This is a genomic window from Streptomyces sp. NBC_01591 (assembly GCF_035918155.1).
Lineage (GTDB): Bacteria > Actinomycetota > Actinomycetes > Streptomycetales > Streptomycetaceae > Streptomyces.
Window position 1 is genome coordinate 3808763 of the sequence record NZ_CP109327.1, and the last position, 13365, is coordinate 3822127.

Below are 13365 nucleotides of genomic sequence, written 5' to 3' on the forward strand. Positions count from 1 at the left end.
CGAAGCGGAGGCGGTGGCGACGATCACGGCAGCGGAGCCGACGGCCAGTAATGCGGCCGCCGCGATTTTGGCGATCTTTGCTCTCAACGTTCCCTCTCTGAATGTCACATTCCGGACGGCGCGTATGCGAGGCATTCGTGGCGGGGGATGCCATGAAGTTCCCTCGCGACCACGCCGCTGCGGTCGTCGGCCCGCGTGGGCCGACGACCGCGGCGGCCCCATGATGGCCAATCCCGCTGATGCTCCACTGACGCCCGCTGACGCCCGCTGACGTTCGGCAACAGCCGGCGAACGCCGGGCGCCCGTACGCACGAGGGCCGGGCGCCGCACCGTCTGGTGCGGGTCGCCCGGCCCTTGCGTTCACCTCGGTTGCGGGTCGCGGGCTACTTCCCCAGCACCGCCTTCATCACGCTCTTCGCGATCGGCGCGCCCAGCCGGCCACCGGAGATGTCCGATCGGGAGATGTCCATGGCCGTCGGGTCGATGAACACCGCAACCGCCACCGACTTGCCGTCGGCCTCGCCGTACGAGACGAACCAGCCGTACGGCACCTCGTCGTTCACGTCGACACCGCGCTGCGCCGTGCCGGTCTTGCCGCCGACCGTGACTCCGTCGATCAAGGCCCGCTGGGCGCTGCCCTCCTTGGCCGTGAACTCCATCATTTCCTGGACCTTCTTCGCCGTCTCCTCGGACACGGCCTGGCTCTTGAGCTTCGGCTCGTGCTTCTCCAGGACCGACAGGTCGGGGCCGCGCAGCTCGTCCACGATGTACGGCTGCATCAGCTTGCCGTCGTTGGCGAGGGCGGCCGTCACCATGGCCATCTGCATCGGGGTGCTGGTGAGGCTGCCCTGCCCCATGCCCGTCAGCGCGGTTCCGGGCTTGTCCAGTTCGTTCGGGTAGAGGCTCTTGGTGGCGAGCATGTCGCCGAATTCCTTGTCGTAGACATCGGCGTTGAAGCCGAAGTTCTCCGCGGTCTCACGCATCTTCTCGTCGCCGACCTTGGACGCCGCGTCGAGGAAGACGTTGTTGCAGGAGTACTGCATCGCGGTCTTCATGGACGCCTTGTTGCACACCGCGTCGCCGGCCTCGCTGCCGATCTTGTTCGTGGAGAGCGGCAGGGGGTACGGGGAGACGGCGTCGGATGCCGCGTCGACGTCGGTGACCACGCCGTTCTCCAGGGCTGCGGCCGCGGTGAGGATCTTGAACGTCGAACCGGGCGGGAAGGTCTCACGCAGCGGGCGGTTGGCCAGCGGCTTGCTCTTGTCGTCGACGAGCGCCTGGAACTTGTCCCCCTCCTTGAACGAGTTCCCGGCGAAGACGGACGGGTCGTACGAGGGAGTGGAGACGAGGGCCAAGACCTTCCCCGTGCTCGGCTCCAACGCGACGACCGCGCCCCGTGCGCCGAGGTCGGTCAGTCCCTTGTAGCCGGCCTTCTGCGCCTTCGGGTCGATCGTGGTGATCACATCACCGCCGCGCCGCTGCTCGCCGGTGATGATGTCCTTGGCGTGCCGGAACGCGAAGCGGTCGTCCTGGCCGCTGAGGATGCTGTCGTACGTCTTCTCCAGGAGGGACATGCCCTGCGCCTGGGAGGCGTATCCAGTGACGGGGGCGTACATCGGGCCCTGCTTGAAGGTCCGCTGGTACTTGAAGTCCGTTCCTTCGACCGCCTTGGAACCGGTGATCGCGTCGCTGCCCACGATGATGTCGCCGCGCGGGGTGGCGAACTGGGTGATCTTCACCCGGCGGTTCTTCTCATGATTGGCCAGGGGCTCGCTCTTGACGTACTGGAGCCAGTTGGCCCGCAGCAGCAGCGCCATCACCAGCAGCCCGCAGAATATGGCTATGTGCCGCAACGGCCTGTTCATCCTGATCCACTCCCGTACTCACGAACGTTCGATCCCTAACTGAGGAAGATGCCGAACACGGGCAAATGGTTGCACCCGCAACCATCTGCGAGCCGACTGAGGCTCGGGCGGCCCCTGTCTACGCAGGCCGTCACAGATACTCCGCGTACGCGTCCAGCGCCCGCAGCACCTCCGGCTCGCCCGCCGGGGGCAGCTGCAGGACGATCTCCTCGATGCCCAGGTCCGCGTAGTGCGCCAGCTTGCCCGCGCTCGGGAGGACCGCGTACGGGACGACCTGGAGGTGCTTCGGGTCGCGGTCCGCCGCCTCCCAGGCCTCGCGGAGCTTCGGCACGGATTCGGTCAGGCCCCGGCCGCCGATGGGGAGCCAGCCGTCGGCGTACTCGGCGATGTGGGCGAACAGCTTCGGGCCCGCCGCGCCGCCGATCAGGGTGCGGGGGCCGTTCACCGGGCCGCGGGGCTCCTGGACCGGCTTCGGGTACGCATGGCTGGCCCGGACCGAGACGAACTCGCCCTCGTACGCCGTGGGTTCGTCCGACCACAGGGCGCGCATCAGGGCCAGCCGGTCGCGGACGAGGTCGCGGCGGGCCGGCCAGTCCACGCCGTGGTCCGCGGCCTCCTCGACGTTCCAGCCGTAGCCGACGCCCAGTGTGAACCGGCCGCCGGAGAGATGGTCGAGGGTGGCGACCTGCTTCGCCAGGTCGATCGGGTCGTGCTGGGCGACGAGCGTGATGCCGGTGCCCAGCGTGAGGCGTTCGGTGACGGCGGCGGCCTGGGCGAGGGCGACGAAGGGGTCGAGGGTGCGGCCGTACTCGGGCGGGAGTTCGCCGCCCGCCGGGTAGGGGGTGTCCCTGCTCACCGGGATGTGGGTGTGCTCGGGCAGGTAGAGCCCGCCGAAGCCGCGCTGTTCGAGCTCGCGGGCGAGCCGCAGCGGCGTGATCGTCTCATCGGTGAGGAAGATCGTTGTGGCGATCCGCATCTGAGGACACCTCCGTCGTGATCCGGTGAGGGACGAGAACCCAACGTATGCCGTGCGGTGCGGAAAGCCGAGCATGCGGGAGCCGGGGGGAATTGGGGAATCGGGGAGTTGAGGGGGCGGCCCGTTCAGGTATTCCGGCGTTCTTCCGGAGTTCACCGCCGGCCGCCAGGGTTTCGGGTGCGCGTCATTCCTCGCCACCCACGACAACCGGGGAGCCCTTCGCATGTCCACCGTGAGCCGGACGTGGTGGGGCTGCCGCAGACCGTCGTCCTCGCCGAAGAACTGTCGCGCGAGGCGATCGTGGCCGGCATCCGGGCCGGGCACTCGTACATCGCCGAGTCGTCCGCCGTCACGCTCGCCTTCGGCGTCTCGGGCGGGCGCGGGCTGCATGCCGGGATCGGCGAGCGGCTGCGGGTGGACGGGGACGACACCCCGGTCACCGTCCGGCTGGAGGTGACCGGGGCACCCGGCTGCACGGCGCACTTCGTCACCGACCAGGGCACGCTGTTCACGGCCGGGCTCCCCGAGTCGGGCACGGGGACCGTGGAGTGGCGTACTACTCCGGCCTACGCGGCCTATGTACGGGCCGAGGTCCGGCATCCGGCGACGGTGCCGGGGCTGCCGGGGGCACTGGCGGCGCTCACCAATCCGGTGTTCCTGGAGGGGTAGGGGCAGGCCGGGCGGGTGCGGTGGCCCGGGGCCGGGAGACCGGGGCCGCGCCGCCGCGTGCGCGTACGCGGACGGGCCGGGCCGGGGCGGTCAGCACGCCCAGGCAGGCGATGACGAGGGCGATGCCGGTCCAGCCGAGGGCGGGGAGGTGTTCGCCGACGACCAGGACCGCGAAGACGGCCGCCACGGCGGGCTCCAGCAGGGACAGGGTCGTCGCGGTACTGACCGGGATGCGGGACAGGCCGAAGCCGAACAGGACGTACCCGGTGAACATCGGCACCAGCGCCATGTAGAGCCCGACGCCCGCGTTCGTCCAGGAGGCGACCAGCGGTGCGCCGGTGGCCAGCAGGACCGGTACGAGCATCAGCCCGCCGAGGCCGAACACCGCCCCCATGGCCGCCCGCGAGGTGATGCCGCGGGTGATGAGGCGGTGCGCCGCCCACGCGTACACGGCATAGGTCACGCCCGCGACCAGCCCGAGCCCGACGCCCACGACGGTCTGCCGGACGGAGCCCGCGCCGGTTCCGGTTCCGGCCTGCGCGGCCTCGGCCGCGCACAGCAGCACCGTGCCGGCCAGCCCCAGCGCGGCTCCGGCCATCCATCTCCGGGACAGGCGCCGGCCGTCGGCGAGCCGCTCGATCAGGGCCGATGCCAGCGGGGCCGAGCCGATGGAGACGACCGTGCCGACCGCGACACCGGCCAGGTGCATGGAGGTGTAGAACGCGAGCGGATACAGCGCCACGCCCGCTCCCCCGACGAGCACGATCCGCCACTGCGCCCTCAGCTCCGCGCGGCCCCGTGCGATGCCGCGCCCGGCCAGCAGCGCCTGGAGCAGGCCGCCCAGGCCCATCGCGGCGGCGCCGATCGCCAGCGGCCCGACCTGGGGTGCGAAGGTCGCCGCGGTGCCCGTGGTGCCCCAGAGCACCGAAGCCAGCAGGACCGCGAGTGCGCCGAGGCCCGGTCCGGCGGTGCGCCGGGCGGGCCGGGTCACAGGGTGCCCACCAGGGCTGCCGCCAGGTCCCGGGCACTCCGCATCCGTCCGCTGTCGCCTTCGAGGCCCGCGCGCACAATGGCCCCTTCGAGCAGGAACGCCAGGTGCTCCGCCGTGACCCGGGCCTTCTCCTCCTGGCCGGGCAGCAGCTCCTGGAGGTGGGCGGACAGGAGGCTCTCGATCTGCTCCTTGTGCCGGCGGACCACCGTCCGGCCCTCGTGCCCGTTGGGCAGTTCGGCGGCGGCGTTGAGCAGTCCGCAGCCGCGGAAGCCGTGCTCGTAGGCGAGTTCGGCATGGTCGGCGTAGGCGTCGAAGACGGCCAGCACGGCGTCTGCCGGGCCCTGCACTTCGGCCAGCCGTTGCCGGTAGAGGTCGAGCCACTCCTCGTGCCTGGCCTGGAGGTAGGCGCGGACGAGGTCGTCCTTGGAGTCGAAGTTGTTGTAGAGGCTCATCTTGGCGACGCCGGCCTCGGCCGTGATCGCGTCGATCCCCGTCGCCGCCACGCCGTCGGCGTAGAACCGGCGCGCGGCGGCATCGAGGATCCGGCCGCGCGCCGCCCCCCGCCGCCGCTTCACGGCCTTCGCGTCATCCATGTCCGTCCGCCTCCTTAATTAGGTAGGTCAGTCTACCTAACAATGAGGGCGGCGCCGACCCGGGGCGAGCCGATACCGAGCCGCCGCGTGCAGGCCCGGCCCTGCACGACCGCCAACAATCTCGACGTCAAGATACTTGACAGCGAGATACCTTCGGCGCGGACCGGCACCGGAACCCGTCCCGGTGCGCTTCGCGGCCGGGGGCGTCACAGTGGAAGGGAGCACCGGGCGGGGGCTGCCGTAGGAGGTGTCGGGATGGATGCGACCGACGACAACGACGACCGACTCCGGGACTACCGCGGCAAACGGCACTTCGACCTGACGCCGGAACCGCACGGCAACGGTGAACGGACGGGCGCGGCACCCTGCTTCGTCGTACAGATCCACCAGGCGCGGCGCATGCACTTCGACTTCCGCCTGGAGGTCGGCGGCGTACTGAAGTCGTGGGCGGTGCCGCGCGGCCCCTCGGAGAACCCGCGCGAGCGGCGGCTGGCCGTCCCGACCGAGGACCACCCGCTGGAGTACCGCACCTTCGAGGGCGTCATCGCGAAGGGCGAGTACGGCGGCGGCACGGTGATCGTCTGGGACCAGGGCACCTACCGGCCGCTCAGCCACGACCGCTGGGGCGCGCCCGTGCCGTTCGAGCAGTCCCTGGAGGACGGGCACGCGACGTTCTGGCTCGACGGGACCAAGCTGCACGGCGAGTTCGCGCTCACCCGCTTCAAGGGCGGCGGCGAGCAGGGCACCCCGGGCGAAGAGGTGTGGCTGCTGATCAAGGCCAAGGACGGGCGGGCCACCCATGACGGGCCGGACGCGCCGGACCCGTACCTCGCACGTTCGGCCCGCACCGGGCGCACCCTGGCACAGGTCGCCGCCGAGGAGGGAAGCGGGTCCCCGTGACCGCACGCGGCACCATGGAGGTCCTGCTCGACCGCTACGGAACCACCTACGCGGCCGAGGCCGGGATCCGGCTGCGGAACACACCGCAGCCTCTGTACCAACTCCTGGTCCTCAGCGACCTGTTGAGCGCCCGCATCCGGGCCTCCGTGGCGGTGTCGGCAGCGCGTGCGCTGTTCGCCCACGGCATGCGCTCGCCGCACCGGATGGCCGCGGCGACCTGGCAGCAGCGCGTGGACGCACTGGGCGAGGGCGGCTACCGGCGCTACGACGAGCGGACCGCCACCCAGCTCGGCGAGGGGGCGCAACTCCTGCTGGACGACTACGGGGACGATCTGCGGCGGCTGCGCGAGGCGGCCGACGGCGACCTGGACGCCCTGCGGGCCGGGCTGCGGCGCACCCCGGGCATCGGCCCGGCCGGCGCGGACATCTTCGTGCGCGAGGTGCAGGCGGTGTGGCCGGAGGTGGCTCCGTTCGTGGACGGGAAGGCGCTCCAGGGCGCCGAACGGCTGGGCCTGCCCGCCTCCCCGGCGAAACTGGCGGAGCTGGCGGAGCTGGCGGAGCCGACGGACGGGCACGGGGTCGCCGTGCTCGCGGCGGCCCTGGTGCGCGCGGCACTCGACAAGCACATCGTGGACGATGTCCGGGCGCAGGCCTGAGGACCGCGCCGCGCTCCGCCTGGACCCGGACCACCACACCCTGCACCCGGTGCCGCGCCGCGACCGGGGCGCCGGACCGGTCGCCGAGGTGAAGGCGGCACTGCCCGGCCTGCTGGGGGCCGACGCCTCCGACGCGTACGTCTGGATCGCCTGCGACACGGCGACGACCAGGTCCCTGTCCGCGTACGTACGCAAGGACCTGGCCGTCCCCAAGGAGCGGGTGCACGCGCTGGGTTACTGGCGCGCCGGCCGAGCGGGCCGGCGGGTCAGCCCAGCATGTCCTCGATCAGGCCGGCGGCCCGCGAGGTCCCGCCCTCGGCCCGCGCCTCGGCGCGGAGCAGCGCCGAGCGGCGGGCGACCTCCGGATCGGCGACGAGCTCGACCAGGGCGGTCCGCAGGGCCTCCGCAGTGGCCTCGTCGGTGTCGATGCGGCGGGCCACCCCCAGCTCGACGAGCCGGTCCGCGTTCATGAACTGCTCGGCGGCCTGGGGCACGGCGATCATCGGCACACCGGTGAACAGCCCTTCGCTGCTGCCGCCCATTCCGGCGTGGGTGACGAAGGCGTCGGCCTGTTCCAGGATCGCGAGCTGAGGCACCCAGGAGTGCACCTCGACAGTGGGCGGGATGTTGCCGAGCTCCGACGGGTCCGTGTACTTCCCGATCTGGAGCACGACGTGCCAGCCGGGCAGGTCGCCGTAGGCGGCCAGGCACTGGCGGTAGAACTCCGGCCGTTTCGTGAACGCCGAACCGAGGGAGACCAGCAGCACCTTCTCGGCACCGGCGGGACGCGTCCAGGTCTCCGTGTCCGCCCGCGCGCCGAAGCAGGGGCCGACGAAGGTGACCGTGTCGGTGTCGACCCGGTCGGCGTTCGGTTGCATCGCCTTCGGGATCGTCGCCAGGGTGTGCGCGGGCCGGCCCGCGAAGGCGTCGATGTCGGTGGTGGACGCCCCGCAGTCGGCGAGCCAGCGGGCGAACTTCGCCCGGTACGCGTCGGCGCCCGGCAGTTGCCACAGGTGCGCCGCGACGTCCTGGTCGTAGCCCTCCCAGGCGACGAACGTCGGGGAGAGCTGCATGAGGGGCCGCCCCTGCGATTCGGCGAGGGCGCGGGCGGCGTAGGCGCCGATGTCGTACAGGTAGAGGTCCGCGGGGTCGTGGTCGTAGACGGCGCGCAGCTGCGGGAGGGCCTGGACCGCGTCGTCGAGGAAGACGCCCATCGCGGCGATGGGGTCGTCGGGCCAGTCGTTGTCGGCGACCGGCAGTCCGGAGTCGAAGGGGACGAACTCGGCGCCGGTCGCCTCGATCAGAGCGGCCACCGCCGGGTCGTTGGCGTAGGTCACCCGGTGGCCGCGGGCCACCAGCTCGCGGATGATCTCAAGGCTCGGCAGGACATGGCTGACGGCGGGGATGCCGATCATCGCGACATGGGCACGGCGACGTGACATGGAGGATCACTCTTTTCAGGTCTGCGGTGAAGGGGACACAGCGATCCGGTGCGCCGGCCACGGGCGGAAACCACCGTGGGCGCACTCGGGATCAGCGGGACGGGGTACATGCCCCGCCCGTGTGTCAGCCGTAGAGCTGATGCATGAAGAACATGCCCGGGACCCTAGCCCGTCCCCGTACGCACGCGCACGGGATTTTCGGCGGACGCCCTGCCGGGCCGCTCAGTCCTCCACGACCAGCGACGGGGTCTCCTTGGTCAGCACCTCGCCGCGGAAGAACGCCGGGCTGCGGCGCCGCATCACCAGCATCAGCACCACACCGAGCAGCAGCAGCCCGACGCCGATGACGAACACCGAGCCGACCCCGAAGACCGACGAGCCGGAGCCGTACGCCGGGTCCCACATGTCGTAGAGGGTCTTGCCGAAGACCGCGGTGAGCAGGATGCCGCCGACGCCCGGGAACAGGCCCTTGAAGACCAGGTCGCGGAAGGAGCGGGTCAGGTCGGCGCGGAAGAACCAGGCGCAGGCGAACGCCGTCAGCGCGTAGTAGAAGCAGATCATGAGGCCGAGCGCGTAGATCGTGTCGACCAGGACGTGCTCGCTGACCAGGGTCATGACCGTGTAGAAGACACCGGTCGCGACGCCCGCGGTGACGGTGGCCTTGCCCGGGGTCCGGAAGCGCGGGTGGACGCGGGCGTACGAGGCGGGCAGGGCCTCGTAGGTGGACATCGCGAGCACCGTGCGGGCCACCGGGATGAAGGTGGTCTGCAGGCTCGCGGCGGCGGAGGCGAGCACGGCGACGAAGAGCAGGATGCCGAGGCCGGGGCCCATGACCGGGCCGGCGAGCGCGGCGAAGACGTTGTCGGAGGTGCCGGGGTTGGCGAGGCCCAGACCGGAGGTGCCGGAGCCGACGGCCATCTGGGCGGCGACGCCGGTCGCCAGGTAGGAGCCGACGAGCACGATCATCGCGATGAGAGCGGCCCGCCCGGGGGTCTTCTCGCTGCCGGTGGTCTCCTCGTTGGCGGTCAGACAGGCGTCCCAGCCCCAGAACATGAAGATCGACAGCGACAGGCCGGCGGTGAACGCGGCGAACGACTGCACGGCGAACGGGTTCAGCCAGGACCAGGAGAAGTCCAGGGACGAGGCGAACTCCCCGCTCTGCGCCTTCTGCACGGCCATCGCCACGAACAGCGCGAGGACGACGAGTTGAAGGCCCACCAGCGCGTACTGGATGCCCTTGGTGGCCGTCATCCCCCGGTAGCTGATCGCCGTTGCGATCGCGATCAGGGCGAGACAGGTGAGGATGTGGACGGGTTTGTTGTCGTCCAGGGCGGCGATCGAGTCGCTGCCGGTGATCTCGCCCGCCAGGAGCCAGAAGTACGAGGTGGCGACGCCCGCCAGGTTCGACAGGACGATGATCGTCGCGATGACCAGGCCCCAGCCGCACATCCAGCCGATGCGCGGGCCGAACGCCTTGACCGTCCAGGTGAAGGAGGTACCGCAGTCCGGCATCGCCTTGTTGAGCTCGCGGTACGCGAAGGCGACGAGCAGCATCGGCAGGAAGCCGGCCAGGAAGACGGCGGGCATCTGCACGCCGACCTCTCCCGCGGTGGAGCCGAGGGTGGAGGTGAGGCAGTAGACGGGGGCGACGGTGGAGATGCCGATGACGGCGCTGCCCATCAGGCCGACGGAGTTCCCGCCCAGGCCCTTGCCGCGTACGCCGCCGTCGGCCGGGGTGGTGCCCCGTACCGTGTCTCCGGCCCGTGGCCGCGCGTCCAGCTGAGTCATGAAAAGGACGATAAACGCTACGATTTCCACATCCGGAGAATGAGACTCCGCCGTCTCACCCTTGAATTCCAGGCAACAATACGGAAAGACCTTGATTAATTGAAGGTCTTTCGCGAATGCCACCTTGCGATGCGAGGCCGAGACCCGATCGCAGCACCGTACGGGAATCGCAGCACTGTCCGTTTTGCGGTGGTTCAAATTTTCCCGTGGGTGTCCGCTCAGCGGACACCCACGGGGGCGTGCCGGTTCAGCCGGGCCAGACGATCGACTGGAGTTCGCCGTACGCGTGCAGGGCGTACGAGCCGACATCGCGCCCGACACCGCTCTTCTTGAACCCGCCGAACGGGGCCTCCATGTTCCGCCCGATGGTGTTCAGCCCGACCCCGCCGGCGCGCAGCCGACGGGCCACCCGGAAGGCGCGGGCCACGTCCGAGGACCAGACGTAGTCGATCAGTCCGTAGTCGCTGTCGTTGGCGAGCGCGATGCCCTCCTCCTCCTCGTCGAAGGGGACGACCACGACGACCGGACCGAAGATCTCCTCGCGGACGACGCGCATGTCGTTGGTGCAGTCGGCGAGGAGGGTCGGGGCTACGTAGAAACCGCGGTCGAGCCCGGCCGGGCGTTCGCCGCCCGTGACGACCCTCGCCCCCTCCTTCCGGCCCAGCTCGACATACGACTCGACGCGGTCGCGGTGGGCGGCGGAGATGACCGGGCCGACGACCGTGCCCCTGGCCGCCGGGTCGCCCACCTTCAGATGGCCGGCGTACGCGGCGAGCCTCCCGAGCAGGGCGTCATGAACACCGCGCTGGACGAGGACCCGGGTCGGGGCCGTGCAGATCTGGCCGCTGTAGAAGGAGAACGTGGTGCCGATGCCCGCCGCCGCGGAATCGAGGTCCGCGTCGTCGAGGACGACCGCGGCGCCCTTCCCGCCCAGCTCCATCAGCTGCCGCTTCATGGAGCGCCCGCACACCTCGGCGATGCGCTGCCCGACGGCGGTGGAGCCGGTGAAGCTGACCATGTCGACGTCCGGAGAGTCGACGGCGGCCTCCCCCGCCTCGGGGCCCGAAGCGGTGACGACATTGACGACACCCGGCGGAACGCCCGCCTCTTCGAGCGCCTCGGCCATCCGGTAGACGGAGAGCGGGTCCTGCGGGGCGGGCTTCACGACGACCGTGTTGCCCATGGCCAGCGCGGGGGCCACCTTGCCCGCCGGGTTGGCCCAGGGGTTGTTGTACGAGGTGATGCAGGTGACGACGCCGACCGGCTGGCGGACGGCGAGCGCCCCGAAGACCCCCGCCCGCCCCATCGGCCCGGCCTCGTTGATCTGTGGCGCGACGGCCTCCTCGACCGGTTCCAGGGCGCCCCTGGCGTACCGGCGGAAGCGGGCGGCGCCGACAGCGACCTGCATGCCGCGTGCCGTGGCCGTGGTGGCGCCGCTCTCCGCGCGGGCGAGTGCGGTGTTGCCGTCGAGGTCGCGCAGCATCAGGCCGGCGGCCCGGTCCAGGATCTCGGCCCGCTCCTCGGGGCGGGTGCGGGACCAGGTGGCGAAGGCCTCCCGGGCCGCGGCCGCCGCCGCGTACACCTGCTCGCGGCTCGCCTCGGGGGCGAGGCCGACGACCTCCTCGGTGGCCGGGTCGATCACCTCGTAGTGGCCGTGGTCGGGTTCGGTCCACCGGCCGCCGATGAACAGGCTCCGCTTCCCGTCGCTCATACGTTGCTCACCTTCCCGTCGCTCATACCGTGCTCACCGTCCGGGTGTCGCGCCCGGAGCGGAGCACCGTGCCGGGGACCGCGCCGGTCGCCTTGTCGTCGCGCAGGGTCTCCACCCCGTTGACGCGGACCGACACGATGCCGATGGCCCTGGAGTCGAGCCGGGGGCTGTCGCCGGGCAGATCGTGCACGAGGGTGGCGGGCCCGGCGTCGATGCGTTCCGGGTCGAACAGGACGAGGTCGGCGTGGAAGCCCTCCTCGATCCGGCCCCGGTCGCGGAGCCCGAAGAGCCGGGCGGGGTCGTCGGTGAGCATCTTCACGGCCCGCTCCAGGGGGACCAGCTTCCGGCCGCGCAGGCAGTCGCCGAGGAACCGGGTGGTGTACGGGGCACCGCACATCCGGTCCAGGTGCGCGCCCGCGTCGGAGCCGCCGAGCATGACGTCCTCGTGGTCCCAGGTCGCGCGGCGCAGCGCCCAGGAGTCCGGGTCGTTGTCGGTGGGCATGGGCCACAGCACCGTACGCAGCTCGTCGGCGGCGCAGATCTCGACGAGACAGTGGAAGGGGTCCAGCCCGCGCTCGGCGGCGATGTCGCGTACGACGCGGCCGCTCAGCCCCTCGTTGGCCTCGCTGTAGGTGTCGCCGATGACGTACCGCCCGAAGTCGGCGAGGCGGCGGAAGACACCGGCCTCCTTGCTGTCGGCGCGGCGGAGCATCTCGGCGCGGGTGGCTGCGTCGCGGAGCCGTTCGATGCGCTCGGGGACGGGGAGGGCGAGGATGTCGCCCCAGCCGGGGATGAGGTTGAGGGCGCAGAAGGTGCCGAGCGACATGTTCATCGGGGTGAGGATCGGCATGGTGAGCGCGACGATCCGGCCACCGGCCCGGCGGGCCCGTTCGCTGGGCACGAGCTGACGCGGTACGCGTTCGGGAACGGCGGCGTCGATGGTGAGGACGTTCCAGTTCAGCGGGCGTCCGGCGGTGGCGGTCATGTCGACGAGGAGGTCGATCTCCTCGTCGGAGAACTGGTCGAGGCAACCGGCGACGATCGCTTCGAGCTGGGTGCCCTCGTGTTCGCCGACGGCCCGGGAGAGGGCGAGGAGCTCCTCGGGCAGTGCGTGCCGGGAGGCGACGGGCTGCCCGTCGCCGTCGGAGTGCGTGGCGGACTGGGTGGTGGAGAGCCCCCAGGCTCCGGCGTCCATCGCGTCGTGGAACAGCGCGAGCATGGCGTCGAGCTGTTCGGGCGTGGGCTGTCCGCCGATCGCGTCGGCGCCCATGACGTGCCTGCGCAGGGCGCAGTGCCCGACCATGAACCCGGCGTTGACGGCGATCCGCCCTTCGAGGGCGTCGAGGTACTCGCGGAAGCTGGACCAGCTCCAGTCGACGCCTTCCTCCAGCGCCTTGAGGGCCATGCCCTCCACCCGCGACATCATGCGGCGGGTGTAGTCGGCGTCCTCGGGGCGCTCGGGGTGGAGCGGGGCGAGGGTGAACCCGCAGTTGCCCCCGGCGACGGTGGTGACGCCGTGGTTCATGGACGGGGTGGCGTACGGGTCCCAGAAGAGCTGGGCGTCGTAGTGGGTGTGCGGGTCGACGAACCCGGGCGCGAGGACGAGACCGGTGGCGTCCTCGGTGGTGACGGCCTCCTCGGTGAGCGTGCCCGGTTCGGCGACGACGGCGATCCGGCCGTCGCGGATGCCGATGTCGGCCGGGTACGAGGGCCCGCCGGTGCCGTCCACGACGGTCGCTCCGCGGATGAGGTGGTCGAGCATGACGGGGTTCCC

At 71.4% G+C, this 13365-nt stretch carries 10 protein-coding genes and 2 pseudogenes; 4 read left to right on the plus strand and 8 right to left on the minus strand.

The window, feature by feature from the left end:
- Positions 1 to 383: 383 nt before the first annotated feature.
- On the minus strand, positions 384 to 1865 hold the full coding sequence (locus OG978_RS17610) for a peptidoglycan D,D-transpeptidase FtsI family protein (RefSeq protein ID WP_326766154.1): 1482 nt from the start codon (positions 1863 to 1865) through the stop codon (positions 384 to 386).
- 130 nt (positions 1866 to 1995) lie between these two features.
- On the minus strand, positions 1996 to 2841 hold the full coding sequence (locus OG978_RS17615; RefSeq protein ID WP_326766155.1) for an LLM class F420-dependent oxidoreductase: 846 nt from the start codon (positions 2839 to 2841) through the stop codon (positions 1996 to 1998).
- A 219-nt stretch (positions 2842 to 3060) separates the two neighbouring features.
- Between OG978_RS17615 and OG978_RS17620 the strand changes: the two are divergent.
- A pseudogene (locus tag OG978_RS17620) lies at positions 3061 to 3510 on the plus strand (CehA/McbA family metallohydrolase); the annotation flags it as partial.
- Here OG978_RS17620 and OG978_RS17625 read toward each other — a convergent pair.
- Together OG978_RS17625 and OG978_RS17630 are read right to left on the minus strand one after the other, a co-directional pair.
- Positions 3482 to 4501, minus strand: coding sequence for a DMT family transporter (locus tag OG978_RS17625; RefSeq protein ID WP_326766156.1), 1020 nt, complete (start codon positions 4499 to 4501; stop codon positions 3482 to 3484). The pseudogene OG978_RS17620 and the gene OG978_RS17625 sit on opposite strands and share 29 nt — an antisense overlap.
- Positions 4498 to 5094 (minus strand): TetR/AcrR family transcriptional regulator, encoded by a 597-nt coding sequence (locus OG978_RS17630; RefSeq protein WP_326766157.1) that lies wholly within the window; start codon positions 5092 to 5094, stop codon positions 4498 to 4500. Before OG978_RS17630 ends, OG978_RS17625 begins: the two co-directional genes overlap by 4 nt.
- Positions 5095 to 5349: 255 nt before the next feature.
- On the opposite strand from OG978_RS17630, the gene OG978_RS17635 reads away from it, so the two are divergent.
- The 3 genes and pseudogenes from OG978_RS17635 to OG978_RS17645 form a co-directional block, all read left to right on the plus strand.
- A complete protein-coding gene (locus tag OG978_RS17635) occupies positions 5350 to 5994 on the plus strand; it encodes a DNA polymerase ligase N-terminal domain-containing protein (protein ID WP_326766158.1) in 645 nt (214 codons plus the stop codon).
- A 14-nt stretch (positions 5995 to 6008) separates the two neighbouring features.
- On the plus strand, positions 6009 to 6650 hold the full coding sequence (locus OG978_RS17640; protein ID WP_326770062.1) for an endonuclease: 642 nt from the start codon (positions 6009 to 6011) through the stop codon (positions 6648 to 6650).
- Positions 6651 to 6657: 7 nt separating this feature from the next.
- A pseudogene (locus OG978_RS17645) lies at positions 6658 to 6894 on the plus strand (SIP domain-containing protein); the annotation flags it as partial.
- A gap of 22 nt (positions 6895 to 6916) precedes the next feature.
- Here the strand turns inward: OG978_RS17645 and OG978_RS17650 are convergent.
- The 4 genes from OG978_RS17650 to OG978_RS17665 all read right to left on the minus strand — a co-directional run bounded on the left by OG978_RS17650 (position 6917) and on the right by OG978_RS17665 (position 13353).
- The gene (locus OG978_RS17650; protein ID WP_326766159.1) at positions 6917 to 8092 is read right to left on the minus strand and encodes a macrolide family glycosyltransferase; all 1176 of its coding nucleotides are present in this window, start codon (positions 8090 to 8092) and stop codon (positions 6917 to 6919) included.
- 222 nt (positions 8093 to 8314) lie between these two features.
- Positions 8315 to 9880 carry an APC family permease gene (locus OG978_RS17655; protein WP_326766160.1) on the minus strand — a complete coding sequence of 522 codons (1566 nt, stop codon included), beginning with the start codon at positions 9878 to 9880 and terminating at the stop codon, positions 8315 to 8317.
- A 247-nt stretch (positions 9881 to 10127) separates the two neighbouring features.
- Positions 10128 to 11591, minus strand: a complete 1464-nt coding sequence (locus tag OG978_RS17660; RefSeq protein ID WP_326766161.1) for an aldehyde dehydrogenase family protein — start codon at positions 11589 to 11591, stop codon at positions 10128 to 10130.
- A gap of 22 nt (positions 11592 to 11613) precedes the next feature.
- A complete protein-coding gene (locus tag OG978_RS17665; protein WP_326766162.1) occupies positions 11614 to 13353 on the minus strand; it encodes an N-acyl-D-amino-acid deacylase family protein in 1740 nt (579 codons plus the stop codon).
- Positions 13354 to 13365 lie beyond the last annotated feature (12 nt).